23 protein-coding genes and 1 riboswitch are annotated in these 24482 nt (G+C 31.0%); of the genes, 7 read left to right on the forward strand and 16 right to left on the reverse strand.

All coding sequences use genetic code 11. From position 1 onward, the window contains the following. The first annotated feature begins 14 nt into the window (after window positions 1-14). From ACTTBI_RS04465 to ACTTBI_RS04475, 3 genes are read left to right on the forward strand one after another with little or no spacing between them, the layout of a single operon-like run. Complete coding sequence (locus ACTTBI_RS04465) at window positions 15-1670, forward strand: NADH-ubiquinone oxidoreductase-F iron-sulfur binding region domain-containing protein (RefSeq protein ID WP_440652798.1); 1656 nt, start codon at window positions 15-17, stop codon at window positions 1668-1670. Further along, window positions 1670-4438, forward strand: a complete 2769-nt coding sequence (fdhF, locus tag ACTTBI_RS04470; protein ID WP_440652799.1) for a formate dehydrogenase subunit alpha — start codon at window positions 1670-1672, stop codon at window positions 4436-4438. The genes ACTTBI_RS04465 and fdhF overlap by 1 nt, the downstream gene beginning before the upstream one ends. Window positions 4439-4443: 5 nt before the next feature. Beyond that, window positions 4444-5889, forward strand: a complete 1446-nt coding sequence (locus tag ACTTBI_RS04475; protein ID WP_440652801.1) for a protein adenylyltransferase SelO — start codon at window positions 4444-4446, stop codon at window positions 5887-5889. Here the strand turns inward: ACTTBI_RS04475 and ACTTBI_RS04480 are convergent, their stop codons facing one another. Together ACTTBI_RS04480 and ACTTBI_RS04485 are read right to left on the reverse strand one after the other, a co-directional pair. Further along, window positions 5890-6993, reverse strand: coding sequence for an NAD(P)/FAD-dependent oxidoreductase (locus tag ACTTBI_RS04480; RefSeq protein ID WP_440652802.1), 1104 nt, complete (start codon window positions 6991-6993; stop codon window positions 5890-5892). A 2-nt stretch (window positions 6994-6995) separates the two neighbouring features. Further along, the gene (locus ACTTBI_RS04485; protein ID WP_440652803.1) at window positions 6996-7463 is read right to left on the reverse strand and encodes a TspO/MBR family protein; all 468 of its coding nucleotides are present in this window, start codon (window positions 7461-7463) and stop codon (window positions 6996-6998) included. Window positions 7464-7484: 21 nt separating this feature from the next. On the opposite strand from ACTTBI_RS04485, the gene ACTTBI_RS04490 reads away from it, so the two are divergent. Beyond that, complete coding sequence (locus ACTTBI_RS04490) at window positions 7485-8243, forward strand: SDR family NAD(P)-dependent oxidoreductase (protein WP_440652805.1); 759 nt, start codon at window positions 7485-7487, stop codon at window positions 8241-8243. On the opposite strand, the gene ACTTBI_RS04495 is transcribed toward ACTTBI_RS04490, so the two are convergent. The 10 genes from ACTTBI_RS04495 to ACTTBI_RS04540 form a co-directional block, all read right to left on the reverse strand. Further along, window positions 8244-8783, reverse strand: a complete 540-nt coding sequence (locus ACTTBI_RS04495; RefSeq protein ID WP_440652807.1) for a DUF3833 domain-containing protein — start codon at window positions 8781-8783, stop codon at window positions 8244-8246. Window positions 8784-8793: 10 nt separating this feature from the next. Continuing rightward, on the reverse strand, window positions 8794-9972 hold the full coding sequence (locus ACTTBI_RS04500) for a class I SAM-dependent methyltransferase (RefSeq protein WP_440652809.1): 1179 nt from the start codon (window positions 9970-9972) through the stop codon (window positions 8794-8796). Continuing rightward, window positions 9972-10736, reverse strand: coding sequence for a DUF1365 domain-containing protein (locus ACTTBI_RS04505; protein ID WP_440652811.1), 765 nt, complete (start codon window positions 10734-10736; stop codon window positions 9972-9974). Before ACTTBI_RS04505 ends, ACTTBI_RS04500 begins: the two co-directional genes overlap by 1 nt. Continuing rightward, entirely contained in the window at window positions 10729-11967 is a 1239-nt protein-coding gene (locus ACTTBI_RS04510) for an NAD(P)/FAD-dependent oxidoreductase (RefSeq protein WP_440652813.1), read from the reverse strand. The genes ACTTBI_RS04505 and ACTTBI_RS04510 overlap by 8 nt, the downstream gene beginning before the upstream one ends. Window positions 11968-11973: 6 nt before the next feature. Beyond that, on the reverse strand, window positions 11974-14844 hold the full coding sequence (gene gcvP / locus ACTTBI_RS04515; RefSeq protein ID WP_440652815.1) for an aminomethyl-transferring glycine dehydrogenase: 2871 nt from the start codon (window positions 14842-14844) through the stop codon (window positions 11974-11976). Then, a complete protein-coding gene (gene gcvH / locus ACTTBI_RS04520; protein WP_440652817.1) occupies window positions 14844-15224 on the reverse strand; it encodes a glycine cleavage system protein GcvH in 381 nt (126 codons plus the stop codon). Before gcvH ends, gcvP begins: the two co-directional genes overlap by 1 nt. Further along, window positions 15224-16324, reverse strand: a complete 1101-nt coding sequence (gcvT, locus tag ACTTBI_RS04525) for a glycine cleavage system aminomethyltransferase GcvT (RefSeq protein WP_440652819.1) — start codon at window positions 16322-16324, stop codon at window positions 15224-15226. Before gcvT ends, gcvH begins: the two co-directional genes overlap by 1 nt. Before the next feature lie 78 nt (window positions 16325-16402). Beyond that, window positions 16403-16492, reverse strand: a riboswitch (glycine riboswitch). A gap of 31 nt (window positions 16493-16523) precedes the next feature. After that, window positions 16524-17396 (reverse strand): DMT family transporter, encoded by an 873-nt coding sequence (locus tag ACTTBI_RS04530; protein WP_440652821.1) that lies wholly within the window; start codon window positions 17394-17396, stop codon window positions 16524-16526. Further along, a complete protein-coding gene (locus tag ACTTBI_RS04535) occupies window positions 17396-18337 on the reverse strand; it encodes a biotin-dependent carboxyltransferase family protein (RefSeq protein ID WP_440652823.1) in 942 nt (313 codons plus the stop codon). The genes ACTTBI_RS04530 and ACTTBI_RS04535 overlap by 1 nt, the downstream gene beginning before the upstream one ends. Further along, window positions 18327-19004: an allophanate hydrolase subunit 1 gene (locus ACTTBI_RS04540; protein ID WP_440652824.1), complete on the reverse strand. Its 678-nt coding sequence runs from the start codon at window positions 19002-19004 to the stop codon at window positions 18327-18329. Before ACTTBI_RS04540 ends, ACTTBI_RS04535 begins: the two co-directional genes overlap by 11 nt. 27 nt (window positions 19005-19031) lie before the next feature. Between ACTTBI_RS04540 and ACTTBI_RS04545 the strand changes: the two genes are divergently transcribed. From ACTTBI_RS04545 to ACTTBI_RS04555, 3 genes are read left to right on the forward strand one after another with little or no spacing between them, the layout of a single operon-like run. Then, complete coding sequence (locus ACTTBI_RS04545; protein ID WP_440652826.1) at window positions 19032-19805, forward strand: 5-oxoprolinase subunit PxpA; 774 nt, start codon at window positions 19032-19034, stop codon at window positions 19803-19805. After that, the gene (locus ACTTBI_RS04550; protein WP_440652827.1) at window positions 19805-20290 is read left to right on the forward strand and encodes a tetratricopeptide repeat protein; all 486 of its coding nucleotides are present in this window, start codon (window positions 19805-19807) and stop codon (window positions 20288-20290) included. The genes ACTTBI_RS04545 and ACTTBI_RS04550 overlap by 1 nt, the downstream gene beginning before the upstream one ends. A 4-nt stretch (window positions 20291-20294) precedes the next feature. After that, window positions 20295-21080: a putative hydro-lyase gene (locus tag ACTTBI_RS04555; RefSeq protein WP_440652828.1), complete on the forward strand. Its 786-nt coding sequence runs from the start codon at window positions 20295-20297 to the stop codon at window positions 21078-21080. Here ACTTBI_RS04555 and ACTTBI_RS04560 read toward each other — a convergent pair whose 3' ends face one another. The 4 genes from ACTTBI_RS04560 to ACTTBI_RS04575 are packed head-to-tail and all read right to left on the reverse strand — an operon-like array spanning window position 21081 to window position 24376. Then, window positions 21081-21788 (reverse strand): ABC transporter ATP-binding protein, encoded by a 708-nt coding sequence (locus ACTTBI_RS04560; protein ID WP_440618726.1) that lies wholly within the window; start codon window positions 21786-21788, stop codon window positions 21081-21083. Then, the gene (locus tag ACTTBI_RS04565) at window positions 21778-22500 is read right to left on the reverse strand and encodes an ABC transporter ATP-binding protein (RefSeq protein WP_440652829.1); all 723 of its coding nucleotides are present in this window, start codon (window positions 22498-22500) and stop codon (window positions 21778-21780) included. Before ACTTBI_RS04565 ends, ACTTBI_RS04560 begins: the two co-directional genes overlap by 11 nt. Beyond that, complete coding sequence (locus tag ACTTBI_RS04570; protein ID WP_440652830.1) at window positions 22497-23510, reverse strand: branched-chain amino acid ABC transporter permease; 1014 nt, start codon at window positions 23508-23510, stop codon at window positions 22497-22499. The genes ACTTBI_RS04565 and ACTTBI_RS04570 overlap by 4 nt, the downstream gene beginning before the upstream one ends. Then, the gene (locus tag ACTTBI_RS04575; protein WP_262589618.1) at window positions 23510-24376 is read right to left on the reverse strand and encodes a branched-chain amino acid ABC transporter permease; all 867 of its coding nucleotides are present in this window, start codon (window positions 24374-24376) and stop codon (window positions 23510-23512) included. Before ACTTBI_RS04575 ends, ACTTBI_RS04570 begins: the two co-directional genes overlap by 1 nt. Between the last annotated feature and the right edge of the window lie 106 nt (window positions 24377-24482).

Consider the following 24482-nt stretch of genomic DNA (forward strand, 5'->3'; position numbering starts at 1 on the left):
AAAAAAGGGAAATTGTGTCAAAAAATATAAGTAATTTATCTGGAAGAATAGGCTTAAAAGACAACCTATTTAAGCAAATTTCAGAGAACACATTAAGTGAAAACCCTCAAGATATTAAAGAAATTGCAAAAAAACATAACCTTGGGGTTTCAACACTTCATGGTGCAGAATCTTTTTATGAATTTTTAAGACCTTCACATAGAGAAAAAAAAGCTTTCGTTTGTAATGGTAGTGCATGCATGTGTGCAGGTACGCAAGACAAACTAAAAGATAAATTAAAAGAAAAATTAGGTGATGACAAAGTTGGAGAAATGTTTTGTCTTGGTCATTGTTATGAAAATCATGCATTTCACTATGATGGTGAAAATTATGCTGGAAAAGATATTGAAAAAATAGATCAAATTTTAAAAGGTGAAGAAATTAAACAAGAAAAGTTTTTCTCTAAGAGCTATGCAACAACAAGTTTTTTAATGGATGATAAATTATCCTCAACAGATCAATTTAAAGAACAGTTAAGTAAATTTTTAAAAACAGATAAAAAAGAAATAGTAAAATCATTATTAGACTCAAACTTAACAGGAAGAGGTGGTGCAGGTTTTCCAACAGGAATGAAATGGGATTTTTGTAGTAAAGCAAAAGGTGATAAGAAATATGTTATCTGCAATGCAGATGAAGGTGACTCAGGAGCTTTTTCAGACAGGTACCTGTTAGAAGATCAACCATTAAAAGTTATTTTTGGAATGGTGTTATGTGGATTTGTAATTGGAAGTGATGAAGGAGTTTTATATATTAGAGGTGAGTATCCAAAATCTATTGAAGCAATTAATGGATGTATTAATGAACTTAAAAAATTAAATCTATTAGGTGAAAATATTTTAGGAACAGATTTTTCTTTTGATCTTGGAATTTGCATCGGTCAAGGTGCATATATTTGTGGAGAGGAAACAGCTTTGATAGCTTCTATTGAAGGAAGAAGAGCTGAAGTAGATGTAAGACCTCCCTTCCCTGTAACAGAAGGGTTATATAAAAAACCAACAGTGGTTAACAATGTTGAAACTTTAGCTGCAGCAACAGGGATTTTATTAAATGGGTCAGAAAAATTTTCTTCAGTTGGAAATAAAAAGTCAGCTGGAACAAAATTAGTTTGCTTAGATAGTTTCTTTAATAATCCTGGTGTTTATGAAATTGATATGGGAACACCAATGAAAAAAATATTTGATGAAATTGGTGGTGGATACAAAGAACCTGTTAAAGCTTTTCAAATAGGAGGTCCTTTAGGTGGGGTTGTTCCTTTAAGTGAAATAGAAAATTTAAATTTAGATTTTCAAGAGTTTACTGCAAAGGGTTTTATGTTAGGTCACGCAAGTGTAGTTAGCATCCCTAAAGATTTTCCAATGGCTGAATACATTCATCATTTATTTGAATTTTCTGCAGAAGAATCTTGTGGAAAATGTTTTCCTGGAAGACTTGGATCTTACAGAGGAAAAGAAATGTTTGATCAAGCTAAGAAGAAAACAGCTAAAATTCCTTTAAAATTACTAGAGGAATTGTTGGTTACTATGCAAAAAGGCTGCTTATGTGCTTTATGTGGAGCGATCCCAACTCCTATTCAAAACATCCTAAAATACTTTGGCGATGAAATGAAAAATGATATGGTGAAAGATAATTAATGAGCTCAGAGAAAAGAAAAATTGCTTATATTGATGGAAAACCTTACGAAATAGGTCCTAATCATACATCTATTTTAAAGTTTGTTAAAAGCTACGTTGGTGAAAAAAAGGTGCCAACTTTATGTGATGATCCTAACTTAGCACCCTATGGAGCTTGTAGAGTTTGTTCAGTTGAAGTTGCCTTGGAAAAAGACGGACCAACTAGAGTAGTTGCATCTTGTCATACACCAGTTGCAGAAAACCAGCATATATTTACTTCAAACGAAGCATTAACAAGTCTTAGAAAAAATATTGTTGAGTTAGTTTTAACTGACCACCCTATGGAGTGTGATACTTGTGAAGTAAACAATAATTGTGAACTTCAAACAGTTGCAAATGATTTAGGTGTTGCTGATCATAGATACAATAGTCCTAAGCAACATAAAGGAATTCCAAGAGATACTTCTCATGATTACATGAGAATGAATTTAGATAACTGTATTAACTGCGGAAGATGTGTCAGAGCATGTGATGAAATTCAAGGATCATTTGTTTTAACAATGAGTGGTAGAGGATTTGAATCTAGAATTACAACAGACAACGATATGATGTTTGGAGATAGTTCTTGTGTGTCATGTGGAGCTTGTGCTCATACATGTCCAACGGATGCAATTTCAGATGTATTCCAATCTAAATCTGCAGCTGTAGATAAAAAAGTTAGAACAACTTGTTCGTACTGTGGTGTTGGTTGTAATTTAGAAGCATCTATTAAAGATGATAAGGTAGTTGCAATAGACACTCCTAAACAAACAGAAGTAAACGCTGGTCACACTTGTATTAAGGGGAGATACGCATTTAGTTTTTATGAACACCCTGACAGATTAAAAACTCCATTGATTAAAAGAAATGGAAAGTTTGAAGAAGCAAGTTGGGATGAAGCGTATGACTTTATCAAAAAAGAAATGAATAGAATTACAAAAGAAAATGGACCAGATGCTTTTGCTGGAATTTCTTCTGCAAGATGTACAAACGAAGAAAACTATGTTTTCCAAAAAATGATTAGAGCAGCTGTTGGAACTAACAGTGTAGATTGTTGTGCAAGAATTTGTCATTCGCCTACAGCTTGGGGTATGCAACAAACATTTGGAACAGGTGCTGCAACTAACTCAACAGAAGATATTTATCATGCAGATTTATTTTTAGTGATTGGTGCAAACCCAACCAATGCTCACCCAGTAACAGGAGCAAAAATTAAACAGCAAGTGATGAAAGGTAAAAAATTAATTGTCCTTGATCCGGTGACAACTGAATTAGCTAAACTTGCAGATTATCATATCAAACTTAGACCAGGTACTAACGTTGCGGTTCTAAATATGATGTTACACTTTATTATTAAATCTAAACTTTATAATGCTGACTTTGTAAGAGATAGAACAGAAGGTTTTGATAATTTCTTAAAAGAAATCGAAAGACAGGATGTTGATCAGTTAGCAAAAGTTGCTGGTGTTGATAAACAACTAGTTAAAGAAGCTGCAATTGCCTATGCAACAGCAAGAAATTCAATGGAGTTCCATGGATTAGGAGTTACTGAACACGAACAAGGTTCTAAAACTGTGATGTTGATTGCTGATTTAGCAATGATTACAGGAAATATTGGAAGAAAAGGTGTTGGTGTAAATCCACTTAGAGGCCAAAATAATGTACAGGGTGCTGCGGATATGGGTTGTCAGCCTCACCAAGGTGCAGGTTATTTTGAGGTAGCAGATGAAAACAATCAAAAATTTTATACTGAAAAATATGGTGTAACTCACCCTACTAAACCAGGTTTAAAAATTCCTCAAATGTTTGAGGCCGCAATCAGTAAAGAACTAAAAGGTTTATGGATTATTGGTGAAGATATAGTTCAAACAGATCCAAATAGTGCACATGTTATTGAAGCAATGAACTCATTAGAGCTATTAGTGGTTCAAGAAATATTTATGAGTGAAACTGCAAAACTTGCAACTGTAGTTTTACCTGGAACTACATTCTTAGAAAAAGATGGAACTTTTACAAATACTGAAAGAAGAATTCAAAGAGTTAATAGAGCAGTTCCTCCATTACCAGGTACAAAACCAGATGGACTAATTGTAACTGAGATGATGCAAAAATTAGGTTTTGATCAACCATCTTATGATGCAGATCAAGTATTAGCAGAGATTGCTGATGTGGTACCATTCTTTAAAGGTGTTACTAGAGAGAGACTTGGTAAATTAGGATTACAATGGCCTGTAAAAGAAGATGGAACAGATACACAAATTCTACACACAGAAACATTTAAACTTGGAAAAGGAAGATTGAAAAACTTTGATTGGAAAGAATCTAGTGAGATAGAAGCTAATCAAAAAGATTATCCATTAATTTTAACTACAAGTAGAGTTTTACAACACTACAATGCAGCAACAATGACAAGAAGAACAAAAAATATAAACATTGTTGATGAGGATGTTTTACTTATTCACCCTAAAGATGCAGCTCATAGAGATTTAAATACAGGTGATATTGGAAGATTATATTCTGGACGAGGAGAAGTTGCTTTAAAAGTTGAAGTAACAGATAAAGTGAAAGAAGGAATTGTATTTACAACATTCCACTTCCCTGAACACATGGTTAATATGGTAACTGGTCATGGAAAAGATGAGGAAACAATGTGTGCTGAATACAAAGTTTCATCAGTTGAAGTTCAAAAAATTTCTAATCAATTTAAAACAGAAGTTAAGCCAAAAGAACATCAATCTGAAGTTAGTTAATTAAAATGACCATCGGTTGGCATTTTGATAATTCATATTCAAAACTATCAAAAACATTTAAAGAAGACATCAAACCTACACCAGTTCATGAGCCTGAGCTTGTTATTTTAAACGAAGAACTTGCTAAAAATTTAAATTTAAACTTTTCAGGAATAGATAAAAAAAAATTAGCTGAAATATTTTCTGGAAATAATTTGCCTGATGGAACTAATTCAATTGCACAAGCATATGCTGGTCATCAGTTTGGTCATTTCACGATGCTTGGAGATGGAAGAGCGGTTCTACTAGGAGAGCATATAGATAATAAAAATCAACGTTTCGATATACAATTTAAAGGTTCAGGGAGAACTTCTTTTTCTAGGGGTGGTGATGGAAGGGCTGCTTTAGGTCCAATGCTGAGAGAATACATAATTAGTGAAGCAATTAACGCTTTAAATATTCCAACAACTAGAAGTCTTGCTGTTGTTAAAACTGGAGAAAAAGTTGTTAGAGAAAATTTGTTAAATGGAGCAATTTTAACAAGAGTTGCATCTAGTCATATTCGAGTTGGCACTTTTCAATATATTGCAGCCACTCAAAATCTAGAAGATCTTAATACATTAGTTGATTACACAATTGATAGACACTATCCAGAAATTAAATCCTCTAAAAACAAAGCTTTAGATTTATTAAGTCTTGTAATGGAAAGACAATGTCAGTTAGTGATTAATTGGATGAGAGTTGGATTTATTCATGGAGTGATGAACACTGATAATATGGCTATTTCTGGCGAAACAATTGATTATGGTCCATGTGCTTTTATGGATCAATATGATCCAAAAACTGTATTTAGCTCTATAGATAAATTTGGAAGATATGCTTTTTCAAATCAACCACCAATTACAAAATGGAATTTAGCAAGATTTGCAGAATGTCTGATACCACTTATTGATAAAGATGAAGATACAGCAATTAAAATTGCAACAGAGTTAATTGATAATTTTCAAAATATTTATGAGGAAAAATGGTTAAATATGATGAGAGATAAACTTGGTTTATTTGGTGAAGATAAAAATGATCTAACATTAATTAATAAACTTTTAGATTGGATGAAAAATAATAATGCAGATTATACAAATACCTTCTGTCATTTAATGGGTGTTGAGATTGATAATGAAGTTTATAAAAATGATGATTTTAAAAATTGGACTAATGAATGGGAGAAAAGATTAAAACTAAATAATTCATCTGACAAATACTTAGAACTGATGAAAAAAACTAATCCTATAGTTATACCAAGAAATCAAAAAGTAGAGGATGCTCTAGCTGATGCGGACAAAGGAAATCTAGAAACAATGAATAAACTTTTAAAAGTTTTAAGTATTCCTTATTCTGATCAAGAAGATATTATTGAATTTCAAAAGCCTACACCGATAGGTAATGAAAAATATCAAACTTTTTGTGGAACTTAATTATAAAACGTAAGGTTCTCTTCTTGCAGTTTTGCCCAACACTCTTTCAACAGCAAAATCACTTATATCAATTGTTTGGTATGAACCAGTTGTGATCAATTCAGTTAACGCTCTTCCAATACCTGGAGCTTGCATTAATCCTCTTCCAGTAAAACCAGTAGCCATATAAACATTGTCGAACTTAGGATGTTTCCCAACAACAGCATTATTATCTAATCTATTACAATCGTAGTAACCTGCCCAGCCTCCAGTTAATTTTAATTCTTCAAAAGCTGGTATTCTTTTTGCTAGTGCTGGCCAAACTAATTGTTCAAAATCATTCCATGCTGGCTCTAAATCGTCTGCACCAAATACTGACAATGGTGATCCTGCTAAATACTCTCCACCCTCAGGTCTCCAATAAACACCCGTAGTTAAATCACCAGTTAGAGGCATTTCTTTTATATATGTTGGACATTTTACTCTGAACACTGTGTGTTTTTGAGGTTCAACAGGAATGTCTTCTAATAATTCTTTAGTCCAGCAACCAGCTGCAGAAACAATTGTTTTAGCATTTATCTCTGAAAGACTTTTAACCTCTCCTTTTATAAATTCTGCTCCAAGTTCTATTGCCTTACTTTTCAGTGCACTATGAAACATAAAAGGATCAATCCAACCTTCACTTTGATTATCTGTGTAAGTAGCAGTCTCAACACCTTCATCATTTATATATGGAAATACTTTCGATAGCTCTGAGCCTTTAATATTTTTTGTACCTGCATCACATTCCTTATGATTTTCTAAAGCTTTATATTGTTCTTCAGCATGTTCGGGACCAAACATCAAAAGGTAGCCATTGGTTACCATACTTGCTGTTGGATTAGGATTTTTTTCAGTTTTCAATAATTCTGGTATTTGAAAAATAAATTCTCTTGCAAATTTACCAAGTAAGATATTTTCTTTTTGAAAAAATTGTCTTCTAAAACCTCCTAAAGACAAAGGAAATGAAGCTGTTTTGTATGTTGGATCTCTTTCAATAACTTTAACTTTTCTTCCTTCTTTTGAGAGAAAATAAGCAGTTGCTGCCCCAATTATTCCACCGCCAACTACAACAACATCATCCATAATTAATTCAATATAATCAAACTAGTATTTAAAATTAGAGCAAAGCAACACCAAAGTAAATATGGAATCATCAAATACGAGCTCATCATTGTGACGTGTCTATATCTTATGATTAAATTAATAATGAATGCAATTAACACGACTAATACTAATAAAGCTAAAACCATGTTGTGAAATACAAAGAAAACTATACTCCAAGTTGCATTAAAAACTAAATGAATAAAATAAATATAAACTGTATTCATCTCTTTATTTTTGGAATGCCAATACATCCAAATAGAAATTGTCATAAATAAATATAAAATTGTCCATACCGGACCAAACACCCAGTCTGGTGGATTAAAAACAGGTTTATTTAACAAAGAATACCAAGGCTCCTTGAATGTAACTGTAGCTAATCCTCCAATTAATGAGGCTGAAAATGTAATGATAAGAAATAATATAAATGTTACAATTTTATTTTTTAACATAATGTTTATACATAACAAAAAATGAGCAAAAAAACTATTTGGATAACTGGTGGTAGCACAGGAATTGGTAAAGCTTTGGCAATTAAATTTGCAAACAAAGGATGGAATGTTGCGGTATCTGCGAGAAGAGTTGAGCTCTTAGATGAACTTTCAAAAAATTATGAAAATATTTCATCATTTCCTTTAGATGTTACTGATAAAACAAAATGTATAGAAGTTTTCAACCAAATTAAAACTAAGTTTGAAAATATTGATATATGTTTTTTTTCAACTGGTACATGGAATCCAAAAAAAGAAAAAGAAATTGATGTTGAACAAATGGAAGATGTTTTCAAAGTAAACTTTTTTGGGACAGTGAACTCCATTAAAGCAGTGGAACAATATTATAGAGAGAGAGAAAGTGGTATAATCACTATAGTTTCATCTATTGCTGGTTATAGAGGATTGCCTAATTCAACTGGTTATGGACCATCAAAATCTGCTTTGAACAATTTAGCAGAAAGTTTATTTTTTGATTTTAAAAGGTACAATGTTCGAGTTTGTTTAGTTTCTCCTGGATTTATTAAAACACCTATGACTGATAAAAACGATTTTAAAATGCCATTTTTGAAAACACCTGAATTTGCTGCTGATCAAATTTATGATGGCTTGATTAATAAAAATGTTTTTGAAATACATTTTCCAAAAGCACTTACTTTAACTTTAAAGTTCTTTAGTTTTCTTCCAAGTAAACTTTATTTTAAACTAGTAGGGAAGATGACTAAGCATCAAAAGAAATAATTAATCTTTAACAAATACAACCGTTAGCTCTGCTACCTTAAATCCAAACTTAGTCATTGTAGCTCTGTTGATTGCAACTCTTTCATCCTGTTTAAAGATCCAATCATCAAAAGTAATTTTTAATTCTTTTCCTTTAACTGGAACTAACAAAACATACTCAAATTTAAATGCAGGTCCGTAAGAATATCCTATTGCTTTTCCAACAACGTCCCCTGCTGTACCTTCATAATTATGTTCATCTAATTTAGTAATTGTCCACTCTCTGTCTTGAACCTCACCATCGTCCCAATTAAATTTTTCTTTTAAAATTAGTTGTTTGCCATCCCATGTTCCTTCTAAATCGGCTGAGAATTGTCTTGTAACTTTTCCTGATCGATTTTGTAAAACACCCCAAGCTTTAACGTTACCTGTAAGGTATTCTTCAATAATTAATCTAGGTTCTTTATTTTTAAAATCTTCTGGTTTCATGGCACTATTATTTGAGCAACTTGTAATTAAGAAAGCCAGAATTATCAACGAAATTGATTTTATTATTTTCATATTATTGGTGTTATTTATTCTGCATTGAAAATTGAATCAAATCAATATTTTTAGATTTAAATCCAGCTTCACAATAAGATAGGTAAAATTCCCACATTCTTTTAAATGTGAGATCAAATCCTTGATTTTTAATTTGATCCCATTTTCTCAAAAACTCTTCCCTCCAAATAGCTAACGTTTCTGCATAGTGATCTGCATATGAAATGTACGAATTAATTGTTAAGCCGTTATCTGAAACATATCTATTAATACTATTTTTGTTAGGAAGAAATCCTCCTGGGAAAATGTATTTTTGAATAAAATCCTGTTTATTTTTGTATCTATCAAACAAACTGTCATCAATGGTTATTGCTTGAATTGCAGCCTTTCCTCCATTCGATAAATTATCTTTTATTGTTTTAAAATAACTCTCTAAATAATTTTGCCCAACAGCCTCAATCATTTCAATTGAAGCGATCGAATTATATTTTCCTTGAAGATCACGATAATCTTTAATCTCAATATTTACTTTTTCATTTAGACCACATTTATGAATTCTTTCTTTTGCGTATTCGAATTGTTTTTTAGAAATAGTAATACAGTCTAATTTCACATCATATTTCTTACCTAAATATTCTGCAAAACCACCCCAACCACAACCAATTTCTAAAACTTTGTCACCAGAACTAGGTTTGATTAGATCAATTAATTTTTGGTATTTATTATTTTGCGCTATACTTAAATTTTTTGAACTATCATCAAAGATTGCACTTGAATAAGTTAAAGTATCATCTAGCCACAATGAAAAGAAATCATTTCCAAGATCATAATGTTTTGCAATATTTTCCTTACTTCGACTTTTTGTGTTTTTGATTATTTTATTTTTTATGAAATTGATTACAGGCAGATCAAGCAAACCTGAGAATTTATATATCACTTGAATATTTCTAGCTGTTAACTCAATTAGATCTGAAAGATTGTCAGTTTCAAATTCACCTCTCATATAACTTTCAGCAAAACCAATACTCCCACCTCTAATTAAATTATAATTAAAATTTGGATTTTTTATCTTAATATTTGCCTTTAAAGATTGATCAGGGTTACCAAACTTTAATATCTCACCTTCATAGGTAGTTAATTCAAGGTATCCATTTTTAATTTTACTTAAAAATTTAAAAACCAATTTATCTGCAGCTCTATTTAATAACATTAATTTTCAACCGTTAAATTGTTTCTTATTTTTATTTTTTTTTTAATAATCTTAATTCCTTTCATCCATAATTTAAAGGCCTCAAAATGGATTGCTGATATTATTTTTATAGTCATCAGAGGGTGCTTTAAATATGATTTTAATAATTGACTGCTATTTAAGTTTGTTCTTTTTCCATCTTGAGATGCAAATAAAATTTTTCCTTCTTGATCGTATTGATCAATGATTACAGAAAGTTTTTCATCAGGATTAAGAATTCTAAAGAAATACTTACAATTCATTTCTATAAAAGGTGAAACATGAAATTTTTTAGAACAATTATTCTGAATTAATTTATTTTCACTATCTACTCTAAAAACATAAGTATGTTGCTCACCAAATGTATTTTTCACCTCATATAATATAGATATTAATTTATCATTTTGGTTATAAACAAAAAAGATACTTAGAGGATTAAACACATATCCAAAAATCCTTGGATAACAGAGAAGCTTAATTTTAATATCTACAGTCTCTATTTTATTTTGTTCTAAATTTTTCTTTACCCAATCTTCAAGAGAAGATCCGTCACGTTCACCATGATCCTTTTCATGAAAACTGATTAGATTGAATTTATTCAATGAAAAGAAGCTTATCTCTTGATCTATTTTTCTTAACTCAGATAAATCAATTAAAAGTGAGAAAACACTATACTTAAAATAGTGTTCTTTAGGTTTGAAACGTTTATGGATTACTTTTCCGTTATATATGCATGAGTTAGTCATTTAGGTATTTTAGCATTTCAATAGATGATTTTATTCCATCTTCATGAAAACCGTAACCAAAATAACTCCCACAAAAAAGTAAATCCTTTTTATTTTGTAAACTAGATAGTTCTGATTGAGCATCTAGTGCTTGTTGATCATAATAAGGATGAGTAAATTTAACTATTTTAAGTATTTTACTCTCATCTATTTCAAAATAAGGATTAAGAGTTAAAAAAATGTCCTCATCGCATTTAAGGTTTTGTAAAAGGTTTAACCAATAAGTAATAGAATTTTTTTCTAAATCCTTGTCATTGATTGATGAATTCCATGAGGACCATGCCTTTTTATTTTTTGGCATCGCTCTTTTGTCTGTATGAATATATGCAATATTTTCCTTATAACTAAAATTAGATAAAATTTTTGTCTCTTCTTCAGTAGGATTATCGATCAACTTCAAAGCTTCATCAGCGTGAGCTGCTATTACAACTTTATCATAATCAAAAAATTCACTTTCACCACCATAATATAAATCTAATCCTTTTGATTTTCTTATAATTTTTTTTATTTTATAATTTTTAAAGTATTCACCACTTATCTTTGAAATTACTTTATTTACATAAGTTCTGCTTCTATTGGTTACGGTATACCACTGAGGTCTATTTTTTAATTTAAAGAGCCCATGATTTTGAAAAAATTTTAAAAAGAATGTTATTGGCATCTTGCTAGCTTCATAAGGTGGCATAGACCAGATTGCAGATACCATTGGGATGATATGGTAATCAATAAACGTTTTTGATAGTTTATTGTTTTCTAAATACTCACCTAAAGTAAGTTTTTGATCTGTAACATTTATTTGATCACTATTTTTATAAAATTTAATGATATCAAAAAACATTTTTAAAAAATTAGGATTAAACAAATTAGATCTATTGGAAAAAATTCCATTTAAACCTTTTCCACAATATTCAAAGTTTGTATTTTCTACTGATACCGAAAAAGACATGTTACTCTTTTCAATTTGAACATCATTTTCTTTAAAGAAATTAATTAAATTTGGATAGGTTTGAAAATTAAATACAATAAAACCAATATCTACAGATACTTTCTTTTCATCAAAAATTAAATCTATTGTATGAGAATGACCACCAAAATGATCTTCTTTCTCAAAAAGATCTACATGATGTTTTTTTGATAAATAATATGCAGCACTTAAGCCTGATATCCCAGAACCAACTACAGCAATTTTCATTAATGATTATGCCGCGTCTTCTTTAAACTCATCCATACTTGGACAAGTACAAAAGATATTCTTATCTCCATAAACATTGTCCACTCTTGCAACTGGTGGCCAAAATTTATTTGTTTTTAAGAATTTAGCAGGATAAGCAGCTTGCTCTCTTGAATATTTATGATCCCATTCATCTGATGCAAGTTCTATATCTGTATGAGGAGCGTTCTTAATAGGATTGTCTACTTTATCAAACTCACCAGAATTGATCTTATCTATTTCAGATTTGATATTAATTAAAGTATCACAAAATCTATCAAGCTCAGATAAACTCTCACTCTCTGTTGGCTCTATCATCATAGTTCCCGCAACTGGCCAAGACATTGTTGGTGCATGGAAACCATAATCGATCAATCTTTTAGCGATATCTTCCTCAGTGATACCTGTCTCACTCTTAATTGATCGAATATCTATAATACATTCATGAGCAACATTGCCATTTGAACCTTTGTACAAAATTGGGAAATGATCTTTAAGTCTATGAGCTATATAATTTGCGTTTAATATCGCAACTTGAGTAGCTAGTTTTAAACCTTCTGAACCCATCATTTTAATATACATCCAAGAAATTGATAAAATACTTGAGCTTCCCCAAGGGGCTGCTGAGACTGCGCCTATTCCTGTAGCAGGTCCACAATCTTTAACAACTGGATGATTAGGTAAATAAACTTGTAAATGTCTTTTACATGCAATTGGTCCCATACCTGGTCCTCCACCACCATGTGGAATACAGAATGTTTTGTGTAAGTTTATATGGCAAACATCTGGACCAAAATTTCCAGGTCTTGCTATTCCAACAAGTGCATTTAAATTTGCACCATCCATGTAAACCTGACCACCATGTTTATGTATCAGTTCACAAATGTCTGTAATTTTTTCTTCAAACACACCGTGAGTAGACGGATATGTAACCATTAATGCTCCAAGATTTTCAGAATGTGCTTCTACTTTTTTCTTCAAATCTTCAAAATCAACATTTCCTTCTTTATCACAATCAACAACTACAACTTTCATTCCAACCATTTGTGCACTAGCAGGATTTGTTCCATGTGCAGAGCTTGGAATTAAACATATATTCCTGTTTTCTTCTCCTCTATCTAAATGGTATTTTCTAATTACCATTAATCCAGCATATTCTCCTTGAGCACCAGCATTTGGTTGAAGTGAAACACCAGAAAAACCAGTAATTGATCTTAACCAATTTTTAAGATCAGTGAACAATGCTCTATAACCTTCCATCTGCTCTACTGGTACAAACGGATGAGGCTCAGCTAACTCTCTCCATGAAATAGGAATCATTTCTGCAGTAGCATTTAATTTCATAGTACATGAACCAAGTGCAATCATAGTTCTGTTAAGAGCTATATCTTTATCTTCTAATTTTTTTAAATATCTAAGCATCTCTGTTTCTGAATGATATGAATTAAAAACAGGATGTTCTAAATATTTTGAAGTCCTTAATAAATTTTTTGGTAAATTAGGTAAACTTACTGTTGGATCTTCTTTTTTAATAGACTCGGCTGCATTAAAAATTTTCAACAATTGATTTACTCTATAAACATTTTTCTTTTCATCAAAAGAAACGGCCAACATTTCAGAGTTTACTCTTCTGATATTTACTTTTTGATCTAAAGCATTTTTATAAATTTGATCAGTTTTATCTTTTGTTACAATTGTAACTGTATCAAAGAAATGATCTGAATAAATTTCATATCCAGATTGTTTTAATTTATCTGCAAAATTTTTAGCTAATTGAGAAACTCGTTCTGCAATAGTTTTTATTCCATCTGGCCCGTGGTAAATTGCATATGCCGCTGAAACAATTGCTAACAATGCTTGAGCAGTACAAATGTTACTTGTCGCTTTATCTCTTCTAATGTGTTGTTCTCTTGTTTGAAGAGATAATCTGTAAGCTTTGTTTCCATGTCTATCAACAGAAACACCAATAATTCTTCCTGGCATAGACCTTTTGAACTCATCTTTAGTTGCAAAGAAAGCTGCATGAGGTCCACCATAACCCATTGGAATTCCAAATCTTTGAGAGCTTCCTACTGCAATATCAGCGCCTAATTCTCTTGGTGTTTTAAGTAGCGCTAAAGCTAATAAATCAGAAACTAATACAGCTTTTCCATTTTTTTTATGAATTTTGCTGATGGCTTCACTTGGATCTTTGATGTCTCCTAAAGTTCCAGGATATTGAAGAATTCCACAAACTAAATCCTCTTTAAGTTGATCCAATACTTTATCTTCATTGCCAACAAGTACTTTTAATCCCATTGGCTCTGCTCTTGTTTGAATTACATCAATTGTTTGTGGATGGCAATTTTCTGAAACAAAAACTAAATTACTATCCTTTTTATTTAATCTATGACTTAATCCCATAGCTTCTGCAGCTGCTGTTCCTTCATCAAGCAAAGATGCGTTTGCAATATCCATGCCAGTGAAATCAACAATCATTTGCTGAAAGTTTAGAAGCATTTCTAGTCTTCCTTGCGCTACTTCAGGCTGATAAGGAGTATAAGATGTATACCAACCTGGATTCTCTAAAATATTTCTTAAAATTACATATGGAGTGTACGTTCCATAGTAACCCATACCAATAAAATTTGAATAAATTTGATTTTTTTTTGAAATTGCTTTCAATTTTCTTAATGCTTCATACTCAGAATTAGACTCTCCTATATTTAATCCATCTTTCAATTGTATCTTTTCTGGAACTGTACTTTTTATTAAATCATCTAATGAATTATAATTAAGCTCCTTCAGCATTTTATTTTGATCTTCTTCTGAAGGTCCAATGTGTCTTTTTAAAAAGTCTTTTTGTGAGTTATGTAACATTAGCTAGCACTCTCCTTTGCAAATTTATCGTATTCTTCTTTATTCATTAAGCTGTCCATTTCTAAACTATCTTTTAATTTAAGTTTAAAAAACCAAGCTGATCCCTCAGGGTCTTCATTAATTTTTGCAGGATCATCTACTATAGCTTGGTTGGTATCTACTACTTCACCACTTACTGGAGTATAAACATCACTTGCAGCTTTAGTTGACTCAACTACTCCTGCTGTGCCATCTTTTTCAACGCTTGAACCTTTTTCAGGTAACTCAGCAAAAACAATATCTCCCAACATTTCTGTTGCATGCTTTGTAATTCCAATGGTAGCAACATCGCCCTCCACTGTAATCCACTCATGTTCTTTTGAAAATTTAACTTCACTCATTATTTTACTCCTTTCACGTAACTTTTTTTATAAAATGGTAACCCACAAACACTTGCAGGATGTTTTTTTCCTCTTACTTCTAGTAAAATTTTTGTATTAACTTTAGAAAACTCTTTATCAATGTAGCCCATTGCTATTGGACCATTTACACTTGGGCCAAAAGTTCCGCTGGTAACCTCACCAATAAGTTTTTCTGACTCATCAAATATTTTAGTTTTTTCTCTAGCAATCAATCTTCCTTCTGGCTTAATCCCAATTCTAATTTTAGAGGTACCCTCTTCTATTTCTTTCATAATTTTATCAGAACCAACAAATCCACCATTTGAAATTCGCTCTTTAGAAATCGCCCACTTTAAGTTTGCTTCAATTGGTGTTTTTTCTGTACCAAGTTCGTGTCCATATAAGCACAATCCTGCCTCTAATCTCAAGGTATCTCTTGCCCCAAGTCCTATAAGTTGTGCTCCTTTTTCCATCAAATTCTGAGTAAATCCTTCGGCTAAATCGTTATTAATAGACACTTCAAAACCATCCTCTCCAGTATAACCAGACCTTGTAACAAAAGATTTTTGATCTTTATAATCAAACCAGTTCCCTGTCATAAAATTAAGTTTTTCAATACCTTCTATTATGTCATTTAAAATCTCAACTGACTTTGGACCTTGAATTGCAATTAATGCTCTTTGATCATCAAGAACCATTTCATATTTACTGTTCAGTAAATCTGATAAAATTTTAAAATCATTATCTTTGCATGCTGCGTTTAAAATAATTAAATATCCTTTTTCAATTTTAGTGATTATCAAATCATCATGAATTCCAGCACTATCGTTCATTAAAAAACTATATTTAGAACAGTTTTGTTTCAAATTTTTTAAATCAAGTGGAAAAATTTTTTCAAGATCAGCAGTTAAGTCATCTCCACCATGAATAAATAATTGACCCATGTGAGACACATCAAAAATACCTGCATTTGATCTTGTGAATTTATGCTCTTCAACAATCCCTTTGCTGTATTGTATGGGCATTTCATATCCAGCAAATTCTACAAATTTAGCTTGGTTATCTTGATGAAGTTTGTTTAAAGATGTTTTTTTTCCCATACTAACTCTGTCGTACCCATCTGTATTTTTGCCTGAGAGTTTTACTCCTTCGGCGAGAACTCAATCTCTTTCCAGAGTTAATATAATACGGTCCTTTTACCTGAGAGTTTCCTGGGCGGTTGCTCCTTCGGTGTCACAAAGTTTGTGATCTCTCCCGTTAACAAATATTCTAATAAATACTGTTTAATGTCAAATGTTATTAGATCGCTTTTTTTTCTGAGGTATATAAATTGTAAAATTGAAGTAAAACTGCAAAAATAACTATTGATCCTCCAATAATTACTATGAACGGTGGCTGTTCATTTATAAACAACCATGCCCATAAGGGACCAAGTACTGCTTCTGTTAACATTATGATTCCAACCATTGCTGATGGTGTTCGTTGAGCACCGATAGTAATAAATATAAAACCTAATCCTAATTGTAAAAACCCAGCTAAAAATCCTAAAAAGATATCATTAGGAGATATCATTATTTTTTCTGACATTAGATAACCAATTAACAAAGCAAAAACTCCTGCAACAAATTGAGCAGGAACCATATCAACAGTTGGATATTTTCTTACAACTAAAATTAATGTAGCAAATGATATTGGCATTATGAAAGCTGCAATATTTCCAGACATTTGACCTGGAGATAAAGAGCTTCCAACCATTAGAAGTATTCCTGAAATTGCAAGAACTATTGAAGTCAGAGTGATTGCTGAAATTTTTTCTTTTAAAAAAAAATAACCAAATATTGCTAGGAAGATTGTTTGTGTTTGAATAATAAAATTAGCATTAGCAACTGTTGTGTTATACATCGCAAATACATAACCACTAAAGCCAAATGACAAAATAAATCCACCAAAGAAACCAGGAAATCCTAAATTATAAAAGGATCTAAATACTTGTTTTTTATAAGTTAAAGTTAAATACAAGCTAATAACAATTAGGAAGAATACCGTTCTCCAAAATAATATTTGCCAGAGGGTTGCTCCCTCAAATGATTTTACAATCAAACCTCCAAAACTAAGACTACATGCACCTAGAAATACTAAGAAGGGTCCAGGAAGTTTTCTAATAATATTCATTATATTTGATTAAGTAAGTTCTGAGTGTCCATCTCATATAATTTAAATAAAGTTTCAGCATCAGATAAATTTATCTCTTTAAATTTAATTTTTGAGCCAGGTGATATTTGTACTAAACGATCATAATCAACACTAGCTACTACACCAATTTTTGGATACCCTCCAATGGTACCATGGTCTGACAGCATAATAATTGGGTTTCCGTCTGCTGGTACCTGAATGACCCCTTTTAACAAACCTTCTGATTTAATATTGGTATTTACAATATTTTCAATTTTTGGACCCTCTATACGCATCCCCATTCTATCTGAAAGTTTTGATACAGAAAATTCTTTTTCAAAAAATATTTTTTTTCCTTCCTCTGAAAAATAATCAAAGTTTGGTCCTTTTATTACTCTGATATTTTCAACTTTAGAATTTATGTAATTAGTTTTTTTTTTACTTTGGTCTGAATTAACATTTAGGATATTTACTTTTTGACCGTTCTCTAATTTTTTTCCATTATTTGATCCAATATTTGCCTTGGTATTTATCGAACAACTATTCCATTGAAATTTTAAATCTAATTCTCCACCAAATGCTAAATATCCATAAACTGATTTATTTGTTGAGATTAGATTAATCTCATCTCCATTTTCAATTTGATAACTCTCATAACAATTGCCATCAATTTCTGTGCCATTTTTAATAATTTTAAAAACAATATCACCTGTAACTGCTATATTAATTTTTTCTCCTAAATATTTTATATGTGGTCCTTGGTATGCAAATTCTATAACTGGAGAATTTAATTTATTGCCTACCAGCTTGTTAGCTAAACTATAATTTCTATTATCCATCGCTCCACTAAATGGAATTCCTATATGATATAAGTTGTTTCTTCCTTGATCTTGAAAAGTAGTATTAACTCCAGCTCTTATAATTTCGAAATTATTTGTCATTATAACTATTATATTTTTCAAGATTTATTTGTTTAAAAACTACAATGTCACCAGGATTTATTAGATTTGGCTCTTCCTCTTTTGAATTATCAAAAACATCTACAGGTGTATTACCAAGTATGTTCCATCCACCAGGACTTTCAAATGTATAAATATTTGCAAATTGTTCAGTTAAAGCGACTGATCCTTTGGGGACTTTTACTCTTGGTGTTTCTAATCTTGGTACTCTCATATTTTCATCCAAATCACCTAAAAAAGGCATACCGGCAATAAATCCGGTCATATAACAAAAATATTCCTTACTAAAAAAATTTTCTAAAATTTTATCTCGATTAATATTTAATTTTTCTTCTAATCTTTTTATATCGAGAGAAAATTGATCATCACAACAAACTGGAATTTCTATTTTATTACTATTGTTATCTTGAGTTTCATCAACATTTAAATTTTCAATTAATTTTTTAATCTCTTTAAAGTTTGTTTTTCTAAGGTCGTAAGAAACTATTAATTTATTGTAAGAAGGAGTAAGATTATTAATACTTTCAATATTTTCTTTTTTTAAAGCTTTAAAATATTTTATTACTTCAGAGTTAACTGATTTATTCACCTCTATACCAAAATCGCAATAAACAGCTGCGTCACCAAGATTTGTTATATTTTTTATCATGGCATGTTATACTTAACAATTAGAACTATGGAAATTAATATAAATTGTGATTTAGGTGAAAAATCAAAACACCATTCAAATAAATATGATCCAGACTTACTTGATATAGTAAATTCTGCTAACGTTGCATGTGGATTTCATGCCGGTGATGAAGAAACTATGAACCAAGTAGTTCAAATATCGAAAAAAAACGGTGTAAGCATTGGTGCTCATCCATCATTCAATGACCCAGAAAATTTTGGAAGACAAAGAATGGATCTTGCGCCTGAAGAAGTTAGAAAATTAATTATTGATCAATATGAAATTTTACAAAAGATTGCTCAAGATCATGGAGAAAATGTTACTCATATAAAACCACATGGAGCATTGAACAATATGGCGTGTGAGGATATTGATCTAGCAACTACATTAGCAAAAGCGATCAATGAAATAAGTAAAGATTTGATTTATTTAGTACCAACTGGCTCTAAAATGGAACAAGCAGCTAAAAAATTAGATATGAAAATTGCCTGTGAAATTTTTGCAGATAGAACCTATGAAGATGATGGAAATTTAGTTTCTAGAAAAAAACCACATGCATTAATTACTGAACCAGAAGAAGCTAAAAAACATGTATTAAGCATGGTAAAAAATCAGGCACTGAATTGTCACAGTGGAAAGCAAATACCTTGTGAAATTGACTCTGTATGCATACATGGAGATAACGAGAGTTCACTTGCTACAGCAAGATCAATTAAAGAAAATTTAATTAAAAATGGACTTAACTTAAAACCTTTAAGCCAAATGGAGAAATTTTTATAATGATTAAAAAAGTATTTATTACTTTGATATTTGTTTTGTTTGCTTCCAATGCAATTTCAGCAGGTTCAGACTCAACACCAAAAAAGGTAAAGTCAGATTACGATAAAGCAGTACAATCAATCAAATTTGCAAAAAAATATGAAAAAAAAGGTAAATTAGAAAAAGCTAAAAAAAGATATGCCAAAGCTCAAAAGCTTCTTCTCAAATCTAATAAAGAAAAGCCTCTTCAAGCAGATACTTTAAACTATCTCGGTTTTACAACTAGAAAACTTGGCGATTACGAAAATGGAGAAAAATATTATCTTTTAGGTTTAGAAATTGATCCAAATCATAAAGGTATTAACGAATACCTTGGTGAACTTTATGTTGTTACAAATAGAATGAATTTAGCTAAAGAAAGACTTAAAGTATTAGAAACTTGTAACTGTGAAGAATATAACGAGTTAAAAGAAATAATTGCGGGAACAAAGAAATCTAAATACTAATTTAATGCTAGATATTCAAGATCCATTAGAAGCAAGAAAAGTTATAAGAGAAAATAATTACAAAGAACAAACTGCAGGTGCTGCTAATAAGTATGTTCAAGGAAATCTTTGTATCTTACCAAGCAAATATGCAATGGACTTTGCTTCTTTCTGTCAAAAAAATCCAAAACCTTGTCCATTAATTGGATTTGGTACAAAAGGAGATCCTTCATTAAAAGATCTTGGTGATATTGATATTAGAACTGATGTTCCACAATATAGAGTATGGGAAAAAGGAAAATTAGTTGATGAACCATATGATATAAAAAAATATTGGAACGAAGATTTAACAACTTTTGTTCTTGGATGTTCGATGTCTTTTGAGCTGCCTTTAATTGAAGCTGGTATTCCAATTCAACATATAGAAAACAATACTATTGTTCCGATGTATAAAACTTCAATAGATTGTGAACCTGCAGGACAGTTTTCAGGAAAACTAGTTGTGTCTATGAGACCATTAAGTTCAAAAGATACGATTAGATCAATTCAAATTAGTTCAAGATTTCCTGCTGTACATGGTGCACCTGTGCATGTTGGTAATCCTGATGAAATTGGAATTAAAGATATAATGAAACCTGAATATGGTGATCCACCTAGAGCAATAAAGAACAATGAAATTCCTGTATTTTGGGCATGTGGTGTTACTCCTCAATCTGTTTTAGAAAATTCAAAACCTGACTTTTGTATTACTCACAGCCCAGGTAAAATGCTTATAACAGATAAATTAAATAACGATCTCGCTGCATTTTAATTAATTTCCTAAAAAAACTTTAGTAACTTTTTCATTATCAATTAAATCTTCAGATTTACCGTCGATAACTAATCTTCCACTTTCTAAAACGTACCCTCTATCTGCCATACTAAGAGCTAATCTCACATTTTGCTCTACAAACAAAATTGAAATACCTTCTGCAACAATATTTTTAAATATCTTAATTAAATCCTTCATGACCATTGGTGACAAACCTAAAAAAGGCTCATCGACCATTAAAAGCTTAGGTAAACCCATCATTCCTCTTGCTATAGCTAACATTTGTTGTTCACCACCAGACATTGTTTTTGCTAACTGATCTGATCTAGTTTCTAACTTTGGAAAAATTTTATAAACCTTATTTAATGAATTTGTTAACTCTTCTTTTGCCTTAGGATGCCAAGCACCCAATAAAAGATTTTGTTTAACAGTAAGATGAGGAAATACCCTTCTTCTTTCAAGTACATGTGAAATTCCTAGTTCGGTTCTTTTGTAAGTTGGAATATTTGAAATTAAAGTATTATCAAAAGTGATAGAGCCTTTTTTATGCTCAACTAAATTACTAATAGTATTTAAAACAGTACTTTTACCAGATCCGTTTGGCCCTAAAAGTGCAACCATTTCGGCTTTATTTACGTTAATTGAAACATCCCAGATAACTTGAAAATCATCATACAAAACATCAATATTTTTTACATCAAGCAGCATCAAATGTTCCTAGGTAAGCGTCTATTACTTGTTTATTATTTTGAATTTCTTTTGGCTCTCCAAATGCAATTCGTTTTCCCTGATCTAATGCAAGAACATTGTCAGAAATTTCCATTATAATATTAATATTATGTTCAATTGTAATAATTGTTACACCTGTCTTTTTTAATTTTTTAACAAGTTCAACAAGTCCAGGAATAGTTTTTTGATCTACACCTCCTGTTACTTCATCCATCAAAAGTAATTTAGGATCAATAGCCATAGCTCTAGCCATTTCTAGTCTTTTCCTTTGTCCTGTTGATAACTCTTTTGCAAAGTGATGTCTTTTCTCAATCAGATCTACAAAGTCAATAATCTCTAAAGCTCTATCTCTTGCTCTTTTAATATCTTTCTCTTTCACAAACGCTCCAATCATAACATTTTCAAGTAATGTTTGATCTGCGAAAGGTTTTAGTTTTTGGAAGGTTCTACCTACTCCAAGATTACTAATTTTATCAGGACTAATTCCAAAAATATTTTTGTCATAAAATTTAACTTTTCCAGTGTCTGGTTTTGTAAAACCAGTAATCAAATCAAATAAAGTAGATTTACCAGCACCATTAGGTCCTATCACTCCTAAAATTGATCCTTCTTCAACATCAAAAGAAATATCTCTATTTGCATGGATACCACCAAAAGATTTACTTAGATTTTCAACTGTTAATATTTTCATCTTTGTTTTTTTCTTTCCAGAATATCTTTAGGAATAAATGAGATCAGACCATTTGGTCTAAAAATGCAAATAATCATTAAAATTAATCCATAAAAAATTAAGTCAACTGCACCGCCTGTACCTCCTAAGTAAATTCTTGAATATTCTGAAATTGGTACAAGTATTGCTGCTCCTATAATTGGGCCCCAAACATTTCCGATTCCACCTAGCACTGTGATTAATAAAACTATAATTGATATTTCAATATTAAAAACTCTATCTGGATCAATAATTAAAATATATTGAGAAAACAAGCTACCCATTGGAGCCATGATCATTGCTGAAATCACATAAGCTATAATTTTATAATTTGAAACATTGATGCACAAACTTAAGGCTGCTTGTGGATCGTCTCTAACTGCTCTTAATCTATAACCTAATTTTGATCTACTCAACAACCAGACTAAAAAGAATGTAATTAAAAAGAATATTAAAAAAACATAATAATAGGGAGCTTTACTGCTATGAAACTGCAATGCAGACCAAGAATCTTCTGGTGTCATTGTCACCCACAATCCTGATGCAGCTCCTACTAAATCCCATCTTTGAAAAACTACTTGGAAACTTATCCCAATTAATAAAGTGGCAATTGCAAAATAGTGACCACTTAATCTAAGCATTGGTATACCAATTAAGACAGCAAAAATTCCTGAAACAAACATACCAAAAAATATACTGATCCAGGGTGTTATTCCGTACTCCATATAAAAAAATGAAGTTGCATAAGCTCCTATTCCAAAAAATGCTCCATGACCCAAACTAATTTGACCAGAAAAACCTGCAATTACATTCCAAGACTGAGCCATAACTGCATGCATAAAAATCATTATAAATAAATGCAGATAAAATGAATTCATTCCAAAAAGCGGCAGTGCAAACAAAAGTATAACTAAGCCAGCAATAATTGATATTGCTCTATTATTCGTATTCCAAATCGGTTCTGATTTTGCAATTTCTAACTTACTATCCATTAATATCTACCGAAGAGACCTTGAGGTTTATAAATCACAACTAAAAGATAAATTGCAAATACATATAAAAGTTTAAATGATGGATCTATCAACAATCCACCAAGAGATTCTACTAATCCTATAATTATACCAGCATATAAACACCCAATAATGCTTCCAAAACCTCCTAATGCTACTGCAACGAAAGCAAATAATGCAAAATTGATACCAACATCAGTAAAAATAAAAAAATAGTTTGCCATCATTCCACCCGCTACTCCTACACAACCAAGTCCAATTGCCCAACCAATTGCAAACATTTTATTTGATGGAATTCCTAAAATTTCTGCAGCGTGTCTATCTTGAGCTGTTGCTTGAAGAGCTAATCCAGTTTCTGTTTTTGTTACAAACCAATACAAACCAAAAAAAGCAACTAAACAAACAAGACTTGCATATAATTGAGGTTGACCAATAAACACAGATCCAATTTCAATACGTCCCTCTAATAGAGGTTTATCAACGTTTCTAAAGTCTGGTGTCCATAATAATTGTGCAATCGATCTAATAAAAATAGACAATCCAAATGTTGCACAAATTTGGATAAGCATTTTTGCTTTTAAGATATAGCGAATTAAAAAGTAATGTGTGATGATCCCACAAAATGCCAACAAGAGTATTGTTATTGGTATTGAGAATAACGGATCTAACCCAAATAAAGACCAAAGCCAAAATGATGAAAACATAGACAACATCAAATGCTCTCCATGAGCAAAATTTACAATTTCCATTAATCCAAAAATTAAACTTAAGCCTGCTGCAATTAATGCATAGATTAATCCCATCATTAATCCTGTCACTATAGCTTGAATTATAATTTCAGAGGTCATTTGGTTTATTATTAAAGTATATATAAAGAATGTATATATTAAACAAATACTTCTTAAGCATTAGTAAAATAAAAAAACTAAATCATTGAATTGATCAATTGAATAG

Origin of the sequence: Candidatus Pelagibacter sp. HIMB1542, from assembly GCF_052047835.1 — a bacterium.
Classification (GTDB): Bacteria; Pseudomonadota; Alphaproteobacteria; order Pelagibacterales; family Pelagibacteraceae; genus Pelagibacter.

Bases quoted from the DNA above. Each gene is read 5' to 3' on its own strand.
- ACTTBI_RS04535 (WP_440652823.1), bottom strand. From the start codon at position 18,337: ATGACAAATAATTTCGAAATTATAAGAGCTGGAGTTAATACTACTTTT.
- ACTTBI_RS04575 (WP_262589618.1), bottom strand. From the start codon at position 24,376: ATGACCTCTGAAATTATAATTCAAGCTATAGTGACAGGATTAATGATG.
- ACTTBI_RS04480 (WP_440652802.1), bottom strand. From the start codon at position 6,993: ATGGATGATGTTGTTGTAGTTGGCGGTGGAATAATTGGGGCAGCAACT.
- ACTTBI_RS04560 (WP_440618726.1), bottom strand. From the start codon at position 21,788: ATGCTGCTTGATGTAAAAAATATTGATGTTTTGTATGATGATTTTCAA.
- ACTTBI_RS04550 (WP_440652827.1), top strand. From the start codon at position 19,805: ATGATTAAAAAAGTATTTATTACTTTGATATTTGTTTTGTTTGCTTCC.
- ACTTBI_RS04505 (WP_440652811.1), bottom strand. From the start codon at position 10,736: ATGACTAACTCATGCATATATAACGGAAAAGTAATCCATAAACGTTTC.
- ACTTBI_RS04500 (WP_440652809.1), bottom strand. From the start codon at position 9,972: ATGTTATTAAATAGAGCTGCAGATAAATTGGTTTTTAAATTTTTAAGT.
- ACTTBI_RS04555 (WP_440652828.1), top strand. From the start codon at position 20,295: ATGCTAGATATTCAAGATCCATTAGAAGCAAGAAAAGTTATAAGAGAA.
- ACTTBI_RS04540 (WP_440652824.1), bottom strand. From the start codon at position 19,004: ATGATAAAAAATATAACAAATCTTGGTGACGCAGCTGTTTATTGCGAT.
- ACTTBI_RS04565 (WP_440652829.1), bottom strand. From the start codon at position 22,500: ATGAAAATATTAACAGTTGAAAATCTAAGTAAATCTTTTGGTGGTATC.
- ACTTBI_RS04570 (WP_440652830.1), bottom strand. From the start codon at position 23,510: ATGGATAGTAAGTTAGAAATTGCAAAATCAGAACCGATTTGGAATACG.
- fdhF (WP_440652799.1), top strand. From the start codon at position 1,670: ATGAGCTCAGAGAAAAGAAAAATTGCTTATATTGATGGAAAACCTTAC.
- ACTTBI_RS04530 (WP_440652821.1), bottom strand. From the start codon at position 17,396: ATGAATATTATTAGAAAACTTCCTGGACCCTTCTTAGTATTTCTAGGT.
- ACTTBI_RS04545 (WP_440652826.1), top strand. From the start codon at position 19,032: ATGGAAATTAATATAAATTGTGATTTAGGTGAAAAATCAAAACACCAT.
- gcvT (WP_440652819.1), bottom strand. From the start codon at position 16,324: ATGGGAAAAAAAACATCTTTAAACAAACTTCATCAAGATAACCAAGCT.
- gcvP (WP_440652815.1), bottom strand. From the start codon at position 14,844: ATGTTACATAACTCACAAAAAGACTTTTTAAAAAGACACATTGGACCT.
- ACTTBI_RS04490 (WP_440652805.1), top strand. From the start codon at position 7,485: ATGAGCAAAAAAACTATTTGGATAACTGGTGGTAGCACAGGAATTGGT.
- ACTTBI_RS04485 (WP_440652803.1), bottom strand. From the start codon at position 7,463: ATGTTAAAAAATAAAATTGTAACATTTATATTATTTCTTATCATTACA.
- gcvH (WP_440652817.1), bottom strand. From the start codon at position 15,224: ATGAGTGAAGTTAAATTTTCAAAAGAACATGAGTGGATTACAGTGGAG.
- ACTTBI_RS04475 (WP_440652801.1), top strand. From the start codon at position 4,444: ATGACCATCGGTTGGCATTTTGATAATTCATATTCAAAACTATCAAAA.
- ACTTBI_RS04495 (WP_440652807.1), bottom strand. From the start codon at position 8,783: ATGAAAATAATAAAATCAATTTCGTTGATAATTCTGGCTTTCTTAATT.
- ACTTBI_RS04510 (WP_440652813.1), bottom strand. From the start codon at position 11,967: ATGAAAATTGCTGTAGTTGGTTCTGGGATATCAGGCTTAAGTGCTGCA.